Genomic DNA, 13609 nt, shown 5'->3' on the forward strand with positions numbered 1-13609 from the left:
CGCCGACGTCGGTGCTCACCGCCGGGCGGAAGCGGAGAGCCTCGAACCGCGGGCCGTCGCGGCGGGGCATCGATCAGGGGCGCGGCGCCGTGCGTCCCGGGTGGGAACAGCCGCCGTCGGCGGAGCCAGGAGTCCGAACGGCCGGGGGGTGCGCCGTGGCGCAATGGCCGAGGGGCCCGCACCGGGCATGTGCACGGTGCGGGCCCCTCGCTGCCTGGGCGGGTGCCGTGGCAGAAGAACTACAGCGGGCGAATGTTCTCGGCCTGCGGGCCCTTCTGGCCCTGCGTGACGTCGAACTCGACCTTCTGGCCCTCAAGCAGCTCACGGAAGCCGTTGGCGTTGATGTTCGAGTAGTGGGCGAAGACGTCCGGGCCGCCACCCTCCTGCTCGATGAAGCCGAAGCCCTTCTCCGAGTTGAACCACTTCACGGTGCCATTAGCCATCAAAATCTCCTTCAAGGGACTGTCCGAAGCACGCACAGCGCGGGCTTCGAGTCACCGCATGGAGCGCCCACCGGGAAAGACCGGGGAACAAAAAATGCGCCTGCAACACATCAGCAGGCGCACACAAAGTTCATGGGAACCACAACTGCAACTGAGTCGACTGTAGCAGGCCCCCACCCGCTGCGGCGGGATGCTCCGTCGCCGGTTTCGCGGGCACCGTCCCGCCGAACGGCCACCCCGAGCCCGGGGAACCGTGAACACGCCTGCGGGGCAGGACCCTTGGCCGTGCGGCGGGGCCCCGGCCGGGGCCGCCGGCGCCCCGGGATTCCCGGCGCGGCATGCCCCGCGCACCGCCGCCGGCCACTCGGGCGCGGCGTGCGGCATTTTCGGCCGGAGCCGAATTCCTGCACCCGGAGGGCCCCACTCCCGCACTTCCAGGCGCATACTGGCCGCAATGACGAAATTTGCAGCAGGTCGCCGCCCTCTGCCCACCAGCCCCTTCAAACCGCGCGTGAAGGCACCGCCCAAGCACTTCGCCGTCGGTGACCGGGTCACCCATGACGCGTTCGGCCTCGGCCGGGTCATCGATACCGAAGGAGACACCGACGCCGCGGTCCTCGTCGACTTCGGGTCGCGACAGGAACGCATCACCCACCCGTACACCGCGATGTTCAAACTCTGACCACCGACACCCGCCGCGCGGCCGATCGTGCCGCGCGGCTCACGTGCGGGGAACGCCGCGCACGACGGTGACACACCGTGCCGGTGCGGCCCCGCCGACGGCCCCGGCACGGGCGGGTAGCCGCCCGATGCACGGCCCGGCGATGCCTGCCGATCAGCAGGGACCGAGGTCCTGCCAGACGCCCCACTCGCCGGTGGTGCCGGGCTCCTCACCCAGCGTCCACCACTTGGCGCTCCACCGGTGGCCCTTCCACGCGACGGTGGTGCCGCCGGTGTAGACCTGCGTGCCGACCCAGGGGTCGGTGGAGCACGCCGGGGCGGTGCCGGTCACGGTGAGCGTGTAGGTCGCGGAGGACGTCGCCGAGGTGCCGGTCAACGTGCCCTTGACCGTCAGCGGGTAGGTGCCGGGGACGACCGTGGACACGGTCGACACCGACAGGGCGGCGCTGGAGCCCCCGCTGACCGAGGACGGGCTGACCGCGGCGGTGACCCCCGCAGGAACGCCGCTGACCGTCATCGCGATGGACGTGTTCGAGCCGTTGTTGATGATGGCCGTGCTCACGGTCGCGGTGGTCGACGAGCCGGCGGTGACCGTGCCCGAGGACGGGCTGAGCTGCACCAGGATGGCGGGCACACTCGACGCGGAGGGCGACGCGGAGGCCGACAGGGAGGAGGCGGTGGCGGCGGCCCGGGCCTCGGCGTACGGGGTGAAGGCCTGGGCGGGCAATGGGCTGCCCGCCGCGCGGGCAGTGACGGTGCCGGCACCGGCGAGCACCACGCCGCCGATGGCGGTGGCGGTGACGGCGGCGGCGACCAGGGCTCGGAGTGGTACGCGAACGGGTCCGGGCATGGACCGCGCTCCCTTCGAAGGTGGGGGACTTCGGCGACCTGAAGCACTCTGGCCTGGACCAATACTGGTGGTCCGGGCCACCGGGCTGTCAAGAGTCCTGACCGACTCCTGGCCTCAGCGGTTCCGCCGCATGAGCCACCGCGGCTCCGGAGTTCCTGCGGGCCGCGTTCCGCGCCGACCGGAACACCTGCCAGGTCACCCGCCCCGAAGGCCGCACCGGCACCGGCTGGTGCCCCGTCACCCAGCACGGTCACGACGCCATCGTGATCGCCTTCGCCCGCACCGACTGCCGGGCGGGCGCACCCGGAGCGGCCCGGCCGGCGCGCGGCGCACGCCGGGCACCGGTACGGGGGCCGAGGGCACGGGTCCCGGAAAAGTCCGGACGCCGCGCGGGGAGGGTGGGCTAGCCTGACATGGGCAGTTCCGGACTATTAGACGGAGCATCATGTTGCGTGTCGGCCACGGCCGTTGCTCGATCCTCGCACTCGGGGTACTGGCCCTCGCACTGCTCGGCACGGCCGGCTGCGACGGCGGCTCCGCACCGACCGCGGCGCCCCCGGCCCCGCCCCCGGAGACCACCGACGGCCCGGGGGACTACCGGCCGCCCCGGGACGTGTGCGGCGTCGTGGACTTCTCCCCGTTGACCCCCGTGCTCGGCCCGTTGAGCAACGCCCCGGAGAACACCGTCACGGGCGCCGACCCCAAGGTCTCCAGCGGCGCCCAGTGCCGGCAGTACCTGGGCGGCACCGGGGTGTTCGCGCGCGCGGTCGTGCACTGCAGCGCCTGGTCGGGCGTGGCCAAGGCGATCGAGATGCACAAGTACGCGCGCGAGACCGCCGCCAAGGACGCGGTGGGCGGCGTCACCGACGTCCCCGACCTCGGGCGGCAGGCGTTCCGGTACCGGGCCCCGGACAGCGTCCCCTGGCACGCCGACCTGCGGCTCACCGTCCGGGACAGCAACCTCGACTGCGAGCTGAAGGCCCAGACCGACCAGGCCCTCACCCCGGACCAGACCGCCACCGCCTACCAGGCCCTCACCGAGATCGCCCGCACCGCCGCCCCCCGCCTGCGCTGACCACCGCCCGGGCGGTCCGGCCGTCGGGTCGGACGGGCCGGAACGGCCGGCCGCCTCCGGGCCCGGTCGACGTGCCGCAGACGATCCGCCGCCACTCCCCGCGTACTGACCCCCTCACACCCCTGCCCGGTGGCACCGGCCGGCCTTCCGGCCGGAGCCACCGGGCCCCGTGCGCCTGGCCTCGGGAGCCGTACGGCCGGTCGTCTGTGCCACGCCGTCCGCCCGCCGGCGAGTCAGCGCCGCCGGAAGGCGGTCACCTTGCTCAAGCAGCCATGGGGCCGCCGCTCGACCGGACTCATCGGGAAACGTCTCCCCCGCATGGCGCAGTCCGCCGTCGGCGAGGAACGCCGCCGCGACGGTGGCGTACGAGGACCCGTGGCAGGCCCGCGATGAGCAGGCGGGCGATCCATGAGTCCACCGCTGCGGGCGCCCCGTGCCGCAACGGCGACCTCCTGTCCGACCGGCAGCGGCAGCGGGGCGGCCGGTGTACGTGCGAAGACCCGTTCCATGGCGGAGACTTGACCGGATCGCGGTCCAGTGACGGCCGGTCGGCCCGGTCGCTAGGTCCAGTCGACCGACGGTGCCGGGAACCAGGTGAGCCCGTGGCGGCGCCAGGCGGGGGCCTGGGCGGCGAGGCGGGTGCGCAGGTCGTCCCAGCTGGGGGCGGGGCCCGGGGACCAGGCGCGGGCGGCGAGGGCGGGAAGGCGAGGGAGCAGCAGGAAGAACAGGTCGTCGGCGTCGTTCACGGACTCGCACCAGACCACCGCCTCGAAGCCCGCGACCTCGAAGGCGGTCTCGGCGTCCAGGCCCGCGATCGGCGCGGTGCAGACGTCGCGCAGCGTCACCGGCGGGTAGAGCGGGTGGCCGAGGCGGGCGCGGCGCTCCTCGGCCTCGCCGGTGACGGCCTCCGCGTAGGGGCGGTCGAGGTAGGCGCGTCCGCCGGAGGAGACCAGGACCCGCGCCTGCTGCTCGGCCATCAGGGCGGTGTCCTCGGTGGCCTCGCGGGAGGACGACAGGAGCATGTCCGCCAGCTGCGGCGGGAGCACGGTCAGGAACGGGTGCGCCGGGTCGGGGGCCAGCTCCTCGTCGATCCAGAGCTGGACGAGCTCGCCGGGAGCGGCCGCCACCCGGATCGACTCCTGCCAGCCGATCGGCTCCTTGCCGTGGGCGCGGACCAGTGCGCGTGCACGGGTCACGAACGCCCGGTGGTCCGCCACCGGCATGCCGAAGGCCTCGTCCCCGCCGATGTGGAGGAAACGCCCGGGCGTGAGCGCCGCGAGCTCGGCGATCACCTCCTCGACGAACCGCCACACCTCCGGGCGTCCGGGCTCCAGCCACAGCGGCCGGAGCTCGCCCGCGACGAGCCTGGCCCACATCTCCTCGGTCGAGCCCGGCAGGGCCGTCGCTTCCGCCGAGCTCAGCTCCGGGCAGGCGGCGATCGCGGCGGTGCTGTGGCCGGGCATGTCGATCTCGGGCACCACGGTGATGTGGCGCGCGGCTGCGTGGGCGACGACCTCGCGGTACTGCGCCTGCGTGAAGAAGGCGCCGGGCTCCTGGCCGTGCGTGAGCTCCGGCCGGGAGCCGATCTCCAGGCGCCAGGCCTGGTCGTCGGTCAGGTGCAGGTGCAGCACGTTGAGCTTGTAGCGGTCGAGCAGGTCGATCACCCGGCACACCTCGGCGACCGAGAACCTGGCGCGGGCCACGTCCAGTGAGAGACCGCGCCAGGCGAGGGCCGGGCCGTCGGCGAGGGCCAGGGCGGGCAGCCCGATGCCCGCCGGGTCGGCCGGGAGCTGTTCGGCGAGCGCGACCAAGGTGGTCAGCGCGCGGTGCACGCCGGCCGCGGACGCGCCCACGACGCGGATGCCGTCGCCGTCCACGGTGAGGGCGTGGCGTTCCGCGCCGAGGTCGTCCCCGGACGCGGATACGCCGCGCGCCACGGGGATCGCGGCGATCGCCGGGTCGGCGGGATCCACGCGGGCGCTGATCGCGCCGGGCCGCGGAGCACCGGCCTCGACCCGGCCGAGCACCAGCCCGGTCTCCGCCGCGAGGCGCTCTGCGAAGAGGGCGGCGCTCGTCAGCAGCTCGGCGTCGGCGACCACGACGGGGGTGCCCGCGCGGAGGGGGAAGCCGCGCTCGCCCGGGGCGGCCGTGCGGGGAACGGGGAGGAGGCGGAGCAGCGCCGTCTCCGGGGACGTCGTCATGGGGAACTCCTGGTCAGTCAGCAGGGTTGCTGCGGGACCGGCGTCGGGTTCCGGTCCCGCAGCGGTGGTGGTGCCTCGTCCCGCCCCCGGGCACGACGGGACGGGGGCGGGACGAGGGCGGGACGAGGGGTCGGTGGTGGGTGTCAGCCCCGGGCGGCCGGGTCGACGGGCACGCTGTGGCCGGGGTCGGCGACAGAGGTCGCGATCCGGAGCGTGAAGGCGCCGGGTTCGGTCACCCAGGCGTGCGCCTCGGTGTCCCAGTGCTGGAACGCCCGCGGGGCGATCGCGATCCGCGCCCGCACCCGCTCGCCGGCGTCCGCCCGCACGGTGGTGAACCCGGCCAGCCAGGCGACGGGCCGCTCGACGGTCGAGCCCGGACGGGACAGGTAGGCCTGAAGGACCTGCTTGCCGTGCCGGGCACCGGTGTTGGTGACCTCGGCCAGGACGACGACGCGGTCGCCCTCGGTGGTGAGGGTCGGTGCGCCGATCTGCCAGGTGGTGTAGCCGAGGCCGGACCCGAAGGGCAGCGCGGGCGGGTTGCCGCCGTCGGCCTCGCGCTTGAGCCAGGCGCGGTAGCCGAGGTGGAGGCCTTCGGTGTAGGCGAGCCGGCCGTTGTCGGGCGTGACCTCCCAGACCGGGACGTCCTCCTCGCGGGTGGGCCAGGTGGTGGGCAGGCGGCCGCCCGGCTCGCGGGCGCCGGTCAGGACGTCGGCGAGGGCCGCGCCGAACTCCTGGCCGGGGAACCAGGCCAGGACGACGGCGGCGGCCTCGTCGAGCCAGGGCATCAGCACCGGGGCACCGGAGTTGACGACCACGACGGTGCGGGGGTTGACCTCGGCGACGCGGCGCACGAGCTCGTCCTGCCCGTCGGGGAGGGCGAGGCCCGGGCGGTCGAAGCCTTCGGACTCGATGGCCTCGGTGGTGCCGACGACCACGACGGCGACATCGCTCGCGGCCGCCAGCTCGACGGCACGCCGGAACTCCTGCTCCGGGTCGCCGAAGAGGTCCTTGAAGCCGAGCTTGACGCTGGCGAAGGGGACGCCGAGGAGCTCCGGGGTGTAGGTCAGGCGCAGCTCCACGGTCCGGCCGCGGCTGAGGTCGTGGGAGGCCACGCGCGACGGAGGGTTGAGGAGGGCGGCCATGAAGTCGCCGCCCTCGGGGACCCCGAGCGAGCCGGCGCCGGCGGCGACGCCGTCGACCTCGAAGGTGAAGCCGCCCAGTCCCGCGAAGCCGAGGTCGTGGCGGCCGTCGCGGTCCGGGGTGAAGCGGGTGGTCAGTTCGATGCGGGCGGCCCGGGCCAGCCGCGCGTCGCCGAACGAGGAGAAGCTCCCGGAGGGGATGACCTCCTCGCTGAACGTCTCGCCGTCCTCGTCGAGGTAGCGGACGCGGACGCCCTGGGCGCCCGTCAGCGGGTCATGAACCGTGCCGCCCGCCAACGGGTGCAGTTCGTCGACCGGGGGCAGGCCGGGGGCGAAGCCGATGGCGTCCGCGCCGTAGGCCTCGCGCAGACCGTCGAGCGGCGTGACGACGCGGCGCGGGAACACGGACGCCGATCCGCCGCCCTGGGCGCGGGCACGCAGCGCGTGCTGCCCGATCACGCCGACGATCAGTCCTTCCCGGGGCGGGACGGGCAGGGTCCCGTTGTTGCGGGCCAGGACCATGCCGTCCGCGGCGGCCTCGCGCAGCAGGCCTGCGATCGCGGTGTCGTCCCAGGGCTCGACCGGGACGGTCGCCGGACCGCTCTCCAGGGCGCCGACGCGCGAGGCGAGCAGCAGCAGCCGGGCGACCTTCTCGTCGATCGCGTCCTCGGGGACGCGTCCGGCCTTGACGGCCTCGACGAGCGCGTCGCCCCACGCCCCGTCCGGGCCGGGCATGGCCAGGTCCTGGCCGGAGGTGGCGGACGGCTCGGTGTCGCGCACCGCCATCCAGTCGGAGACGACGACGCCGTCGAAGCCCCACTCGTCCTTCAGCGGGTCGCGCAGCAGCGGGTTGGCGGTCATGGTGGTGCCGTTGACGGAGTTGTAGGCGGACATCACCAGCCAGGCGCCCTCCTTCACCATCCGCTCGAAGGGGGCCAGGTAGACCTCGCGCAGGGTCCGCTCGTCGATCCGGGCGTCGACGGTGAAGCGGTCGGTCTCGGAGTCGTTGGCGACGTAGTGCTTGGCCGTGGTCGCCACGCCGTGTGCCTGCACGGCGGTGACGTAGGCGGCGCCGAACTCGCCGGTGAGGTGGGGGTCCTCGCTGTAGGCCTCGAAGTGGCGGCCGCCGCGCGGCGAGCGGTGCAGGTTGACGGTGGGGCCGAGCACGACGTCGACGCCCTTGGCGCGGGCCTCGGCCGCGATCAGGGCGCCGAGCCGGCGGACCTGATCCAGGTCCCAGGTGGCGCAGACGCAGCCGGCGGACGGCAGGCTCGCCGAGGGGTCGCGGTCGTCCAGGGCCGCGCCGCGCACTCCGGTGGGGCCGTCGGAGACGACGATGGGGCGCAGGCCGACGGCGGGTTCGTCGTGCAGCGTCCACAGGGAGGCGCCGGTGAGCAGGCGCACCTTCTGTTCGAGGGTGAGGCGCTCCAGCAGCGCCGTGACGAGCGGGGAGGCGAGCATCGCCGCTCCTTTCGGTGGATGGGGTGAGGGTGGAGGTGCGGGTGCGAAGGGGGGAGGATCCGGGTCAGCGAACGCTGCGGATGGGGAGGACGGCGAGGGCGCCGAGGAACCCGACCACTCCGACGACCGGGTAGAGCGCGGCGTAGCCGCCGAAGGTGTGCACGATGCCCGCGGCCGCTACGGGCGCGATGGTGTTGGGCAGGGTGGCGGCGAGGTTGAGGACCCCGAGGTCCTTGCCGAAGTCGTCCGGGTCGGGCAGCACGGAGCTCATCAGGGCCTGGTCGACGGCGGCGAACGCGCCGAAGCCCGACGCGACGACGAAGCTGGACAGCGCGAGTCCGGGGACCGAGGGCAGGGCGAGTGGAATCGCGGCGCCGGCGGAGATGACCAGTCCCGAGACGAGCACGACCGGCTTGCGTCGCCCGAGGCGGTCGGACAGCGGTCCGGCGACCGTGGTCGCCACCAGGATCCCGGGCAGGGCGACCAGGCTGAGCAGCGGCACGGTGCGTGTCGCCTCCTCCAGGGTCAGGCCGACGTAGTCCTGGGCCAGGTAGAGCTGGTAGGTGTTCAGCATCGCGTAGCCGCCGAACAGCAGGAAGCGTCCCGCGAAGCCCCAGAAGAAGTCGGGGTTGCGCACCGGGTTGACCCAGAAGGCGGCGAGGAAGGCGCGCGGCGAGAACGGCCGGCGCGGTTCACCGCGGTTGTCGCGGTCGGGTACGAGGACCACGAAGAGCACGATCACGAGGAGCGTGGCACCGGCGGTGACCGCGTAGCCGAGCGGGATGTCGTCGGTGAACAGCGAGCCGAGGACCGGGCCGAGGACGGCGCCGAGCAGCATGCCCAGCCCGACGCCGGTGGAGTAGCGGCCGCGCAGGTGGTCGGGGACCCGGTCGGGCAGCAGCGCGGAGAAGGGTCCCTGGAAGGCGTTGAACCCGAACTGCACCAGCATGACGCACACGGTCAGCGCGGCCACGTTCGGTGCGAGTCCGCAGGTGAGCAGAGCGGTGGCGCCGAGGCAGGCGCCGGCGAGCATCCAGGGTCTTCGCGCGCCGTAGCGGCTGCGGGTGCGGTCCGACAGCACGCCCACGATCGGCTGGGCGAGCATCGCGGCCACGGCGGCGAGCGCGTTGATGAGCGCGAGGTTCGAGGTCTTCGCGTCCGGGTCCATGTGCTCGACCTGGATGGCGACGTAGAAGACCGTGACGGAGTAGGCGATCGGGGCCATCGGGGCGGCGAACGGGGCGGTGCGGAACAGTCGCCGCAGTGCCGGCGGCACCTTGCGGGAGGGCTGCGCGGCCTGCGGGTCGGTCGGCGCGGCGGCGGCCGTCGTGGAGAGGTCGTGGGCGGGCCCGGGGTCGGCGTGCTTGGGCATCCGGGGTCTCCGTTCCGTCGCCGGGGTCAGTGCAGGCCGTTGCGGCGGGCGCAGGCCCCGAGCCAGGCCAGGCTGGGCTTCGGGGTGCGCACGAAGGTCTCCCGGTCCACCGCGATCAGGCCGAACGTGGCCGCGTAGCGGCCCCATTCGTAGTTGTCGAGCGCCGACCAGTGCAGGTAGCCGCGCACGTCGATGCCGTCCTCGACCGCCTTCTCCAGGTGGCCGAGCGCCTCGGTGGTGTAGGCGATCCGCCGGGTGTCGTCGTCGGTGGCGATGCCGTTCTCGGTGACCAGCAGGGGAACGCCGCCGCTCTCCTCCCACGCACGGCGCAGCGCCGTGCCCAGCGCGTCGGGCCGGTACGCCCACCCGGTCAGGGAGTTGTCGGGGTGCTGCGGGTGCGGCACGGGGCCGTTCGCGTCGACCGGCTGGCTGGTGTAGGCCTGCACGCCGAGGAAGTCGTCGTCGCGGGCGACGTCGAGGTAGAAGCCCTCCCACTCGTGGTGGACGCGCTCGAAGACGTCCTCGTTGCCCTCGGTGGGGGTGAACGCCTGCTGGGCGACGGTCCAGCCCGCCTTCGCGTTCGTGGTCGCGCGCACCACCTCGACGGCGCGGCGGTGCACCTGGGCGAGCGTGTCCCCGAGCGCCTGGTCGGGGACGACCCGGGCCATCGCCGTCGCGAGTTCCGTCGCGGCGGCGCCCTGGCTGTCCGCCACCTTGAAGAGGGCCTCCTGGATGGTCGCGAACACCGCGAGCATGTTCGGCTCGTTGATCGTGCAGATCCAGTCCACGTCCTGCAGCGCCGGGGCGATGAACTCGATGTAGCGGGTGAAGCGGTCCGCCGCGTCCGGCCGGCGCCAGCCGCCGGACTCCGCGAACCAGCGCGGCAGGGTGAAGTGCTGCAGCGTCACCACGGGCTTGAGACCGAGCCGCAGTGCCGTGTCGACCATGCGCCGGTAGTGGTCGCGCTCGGCGTACGAGAACTGACCTTCGGCCGGCTCGATCCGGGCCCACTCGAAGCCGAAGCGGTAGGCGTTCAGCCCGGCCCCGGCCAGCAGGGCCATGTCCTCGCCGTAGCGGTGGTAGCTGTCGACCGCGTCGCCGCTGCGGTCCGGGAACGGGGAGGCGGGGGCGGTCTCCAGTGCCCACCAGTCCGAGTTGAGGTTGTTGCCCTCCACCTGGTGCGGGGAGGTGGAGGCACCCCAGAGGAAGTCCTTGCGCAGGCCGGCCATGTCGCACTCCTTCGTTCGTCCCGGTGAAACGAAAAGTTACCAGCGAGGTGGTAAGTTTTGGGAAGGTTAACACAGCGGCGATACTGGAGCGATGGCAATGAAACGGGGCAGTTACCGGACCGGACGAGAGCGCGTCGAACGCGTCCTCGACGCCTCCCACGAGCTGTTCATCAGCTCCGGCTACCGGGCCACGTCGCTGCGCGACATCGCCGCGGCCTCGGGGATCTCCCACCCGGCGCTGCTGCGCCACTTCGCCACGAAGCAGGAGATCCTCACCGCCCTCGTCGACCGCCTCGACCGCGAGCACCGCGACTGGATCGCGGCCGGCGCGGACGCCGCGGGCACGTCCCCCTCCGCGGCCGAGACGGCGCGACGCAACGCCGACGCGCGCGGCTGGATCCCCCTGTTCACCGCGCTGCTCGGCGAGGCGACCAGCCCCGAGCACCCCGGCCACGACCTCATGCGCACGCGCCAACGGGTCGGCACCCGCCTGGGCGTGCAGATGCTCAGCGGCTCCGGGGGCGACGAACGCTCGGCCAGGCTGGCCGTCCAGCAACTCGGCGCCGCGTGGGACGGCCTGCAGATCCTCTCGCTCTACTTCCCCGGCCTCATCGACATCCCCGCCCAACTCGCCACCCACGAAGAGGAGATGAAGGCGAACGGGCTTCCGCCCGCGCCCGCCCTGCCGTGGCCCGCACCTCGGCCGGCGGACACCGCGAACGCAGACACGCCGCCGGAGCGGACCTCACGCGCACGGGCCGTCGAGGCCGCGGCGCGCCTGTACGCGCGCCACGGCTACCACGACACCTCCATGCAGGCCGTCGCGGAGGAGGCCGGACTCACCAAGGCCGCGCTCGTGCACGTCGCCCCCACCAAGCGCGCACTCCTGGACCTGGTCCTCGCGGACCTGATCGCCCCCGTGGAGGACGAACCGGATCCCTACGGCCGGCTCCGGGTGCTGCTGGACCGTCCCCGCTGGCAGGCCGCTGCGGAGATCGTGCTCATGTGCGAAGCCACCGTGCCCTCCCACCCTGCACACGCCCGGATGGCCAAGCGGCTCGCCCACAGCCTCGCCAGCACGGCGGACGACCTCGCGGCGGCGCAGCCGCTGGGCGAGGAGGAAGCGCGCACGAGCGCGCAGTGGCTGGTCGCGCTCGCGCTCGGGGGGCTGATCGCCTGGCTCTACGAACCCGATGCCATCGACTTGGGGACCCTGATCGGGAGCGCACTGCCCGCCGCCCGGCAGGGCGGTCCGGTCGGGACTGCGCCGTCCTCGGGCTGACGGCCGGCGGGCGACGTCGAGCATGCCGCGCAGCAGCCGCCGCACGGGCACCTTCGACCACAAGGTCGTCGAGGCCTTCACCGGATCAGCTGGAACGCGGACAGAGTGCGCGCGGAGCGCTCCACCGTGCCAGTCTGCACGGCAGGGCCCTCGCCGAGCGCTTGGACGGTACAGATCGGAGACCGGGCCTGCGGCGTAGCGCGGCGGGCCCGATCGCCGGCCCGAAGACTCACTCGGCTCCGAGGAGGTCGCACGCCCACGCCGGCGGCCGCACCTTCTCAGCCACCACCTCCTGCGGGCCTCGTCGGTCTGCCAACACGGTCCCGTAAAGTGAGATGAGGCACGCCTAACTTATGCAGACCGTCCCTTTTCTCGCCTACGCCAGGCGGGGGCGTCCGGGATGTGCCTGTTGGGCGGCAGGGGAACAGGGAGAGAGATGGCGAGGGACGGCCAGGAGGCCAGGCGCCCGCACGGGGAGCTCGTGGCGGATGTGATGGCGGTGCTGTGGGCGGCCGGGGAGCCGCTGACCGCCCAGCAGGTCAAGGGTGCCCTGCGTCAGGACCTCGCGCGTACGACGGTGGCGACGATCCTCACCCGCCTGCACGAGAACGGGACCCTGTCCCGTAGTCGGCCGGGGCGTTCCTTCGCGTACGCGCCCGTCTCGGACGCCGCCGGCCTGGCCGCCGGCCGGATGCGCCGGGAGCTGGAGAAGGAGCCGCAGCGGGATCTCGTGCTCAAGCGGTTCGTGTCCTCGCTGTCCGCCGATGACGGGGACGCTCTGCGGCGTCTCATCCTGGAGGCCCAGAGCGAACGCCCCTCGACCGCAGCGGGCCAGGAGGATCCCGGAGGCGGAGCATGACACTGTTCCTCGTGGTCGTCGCGCTCGCTCTGGTGCTCCCCTGGGCGGCGGTGCCCGCGGCGCACCGTCTGGCCCGACTTCTTCCGCCCCGCGGGGCGGCCTTCGCGCTCACCGGGGCGGCGGCGGTGCTCGCGGGCGGCACCGTCGCGGCGTTGGCCGGCCTCTTCCACGTGCCGTTCCTGGCGGGACTGGAGCACATGAGCCTGGGCCGGGTCGTCACCCACTGGCCGGCGGTGGTGCCGGTCTCCTGTGCGGCCGGGGCTGTGCTCGCCGCGCAGGCGATCCGGGTCTGGCTGGCGGCGCGTCGCCAGCGGGCGCTGCTGTCGCGCGCGTGGAGGCTGACCGGCGACGCAGTGGCGGACGGCGACCTCCTCGTCGTCCCGGGTGCGGAGGCGGAGGCGTTCGCCCTGCCCGGTCACCGCGGGCGCGCCGGCCGGGTCGTCGTGACGGAGGGCATGCTCAGGGCGCTGGGGCCATCGGAACGAGCGGTGCTGTTCGCGCACGAGCGAGCCCATCTGAGCGGTCGGCACCACCTGCTGTCGGGAATCCTCGACCTGACCGCCGCCGTCCATCCGGCGATCGGGCGGCTGCGCGCCGCTCTGGAGTTCCAGTTGGAGCGGTGGGCGGACGAGTCCGCGGCCCGGGCGGTGGACGACCGGCGCACGGCCGCGACCGCCATCGCCCGTGCCGCACTGGCCGGCCCCGTCGGCACCGGGCAGTACGGGGGCGGGGTCTTCTCCGTGCGGACGGGGCCGGTTCCTCGCCGGGTCGAGGCTCTGCTGGCACCGGAGCCTGCCGCGCCGAGGGGCCGCGGACCGCGCGCAGCCGCCGTCGGGCTCCTCGCCGTCATCGTGTTCTCCGCCCTGCTGGCCGCCGGTCTCGCCTACGGCCTGCACGAGCACGTGGAGTATGCCGCGGAGCAGATCACCGGCCGATGACCGGTGTGACGACATTAATGTAGACCAACTGTCGGAGGCGTGGGTATGGTGAGCCTCGGCTTACCCTTCGGCGCCCGGA

The 13609-nt window shown here is 73.7% G+C and carries 11 protein-coding genes; 5 read left to right on the forward strand and 6 right to left on the reverse strand.

Annotated features, from left to right (window positions below; translation table 11 throughout):
- Positions 1-239: 239 nt before the first annotated feature.
- Positions 240-443: a cold-shock protein gene (locus tag ACFVVL_RS11845; RefSeq protein ID WP_045694210.1), complete on the reverse strand. Its 204-nt coding sequence runs from the start codon at positions 441-443 to the stop codon at positions 240-242.
- Between the two features lie 454 nt (positions 444-897).
- On the opposite strand from ACFVVL_RS11845, the gene ACFVVL_RS11850 reads away from it, so the two are divergent.
- Positions 898-1125: a hypothetical protein gene (locus ACFVVL_RS11850; protein ID WP_387673664.1), complete on the forward strand. Its 228-nt coding sequence runs from the start codon at positions 898-900 to the stop codon at positions 1123-1125.
- A 153-nt stretch (positions 1126-1278) separates the two neighbouring features.
- Here ACFVVL_RS11850 and ACFVVL_RS11855 read toward each other — a convergent pair whose 3' ends face one another.
- The gene (locus tag ACFVVL_RS11855; protein ID WP_387673667.1) at positions 1279-1974 is read right to left on the reverse strand and encodes a hypothetical protein; all 696 of its coding nucleotides are present in this window, start codon (positions 1972-1974) and stop codon (positions 1279-1281) included.
- 445 nt (positions 1975-2419) lie between these two features.
- Between ACFVVL_RS11855 and ACFVVL_RS11860 the strand changes: the two genes are divergently transcribed.
- The gene (locus tag ACFVVL_RS11860; RefSeq protein WP_387673670.1) at positions 2420-3049 is read left to right on the forward strand and encodes a hypothetical protein; all 630 of its coding nucleotides are present in this window, start codon (positions 2420-2422) and stop codon (positions 3047-3049) included.
- Between the two features lie 560 nt (positions 3050-3609).
- Here ACFVVL_RS11860 and ACFVVL_RS11865 read toward each other — a convergent pair.
- From ACFVVL_RS11865 to ACFVVL_RS11880, 4 genes are all read right to left on the reverse strand, one after another.
- Positions 3610-5250: a family 20 glycosylhydrolase gene (locus ACFVVL_RS11865; RefSeq protein WP_387673673.1), complete on the reverse strand. Its 1641-nt coding sequence runs from the start codon at positions 5248-5250 to the stop codon at positions 3610-3612.
- Positions 5251-5393: 143 nt separating this feature from the next.
- Positions 5394-7850 carry a beta-glucosidase gene (locus ACFVVL_RS11870; protein WP_387673676.1) on the reverse strand — a complete coding sequence of 819 codons (2457 nt, stop codon included), beginning with the start codon at positions 7848-7850 and terminating at the stop codon, positions 5394-5396.
- 64 nt (positions 7851-7914) lie between these two features.
- Complete coding sequence (locus tag ACFVVL_RS11875) at positions 7915-9222, reverse strand: MFS transporter (protein ID WP_387673679.1); 1308 nt, start codon at positions 9220-9222, stop codon at positions 7915-7917.
- Positions 9223-9248: 26 nt separating this feature from the next.
- A complete protein-coding gene (locus ACFVVL_RS11880; protein WP_387673682.1) occupies positions 9249-10451 on the reverse strand; it encodes a glycoside hydrolase family 1 protein in 1203 nt (400 codons plus the stop codon).
- A 91-nt stretch (positions 10452-10542) separates the two neighbouring features.
- Between ACFVVL_RS11880 and ACFVVL_RS11885 the strand changes: the two genes are divergently transcribed.
- From ACFVVL_RS11885 to ACFVVL_RS11895, 3 genes are all read left to right on the forward strand, one after another.
- Complete coding sequence (locus tag ACFVVL_RS11885) at positions 10543-11733, forward strand: TetR/AcrR family transcriptional regulator (RefSeq protein WP_387673685.1); 1191 nt, start codon at positions 10543-10545, stop codon at positions 11731-11733.
- Between the two features lie 436 nt (positions 11734-12169).
- Positions 12170-12592, forward strand: a complete 423-nt coding sequence (locus ACFVVL_RS11890; RefSeq protein ID WP_380292337.1) for a BlaI/MecI/CopY family transcriptional regulator — start codon at positions 12170-12172, stop codon at positions 12590-12592.
- A complete protein-coding gene (locus ACFVVL_RS11895; protein WP_387673689.1) occupies positions 12589-13530 on the forward strand; it encodes a M56 family metallopeptidase in 942 nt (313 codons plus the stop codon). Before ACFVVL_RS11890 ends, ACFVVL_RS11895 begins: the two co-directional genes overlap by 4 nt.
- Positions 13531-13609: the final 79 nt, after the last annotated feature.

Source organism: Kitasatospora sp. NPDC058115 (assembly GCF_042884635.1).
In the GTDB taxonomy this organism is placed as follows: domain Bacteria; phylum Actinomycetota; class Actinomycetes; order Streptomycetales; family Streptomycetaceae; genus Kitasatospora.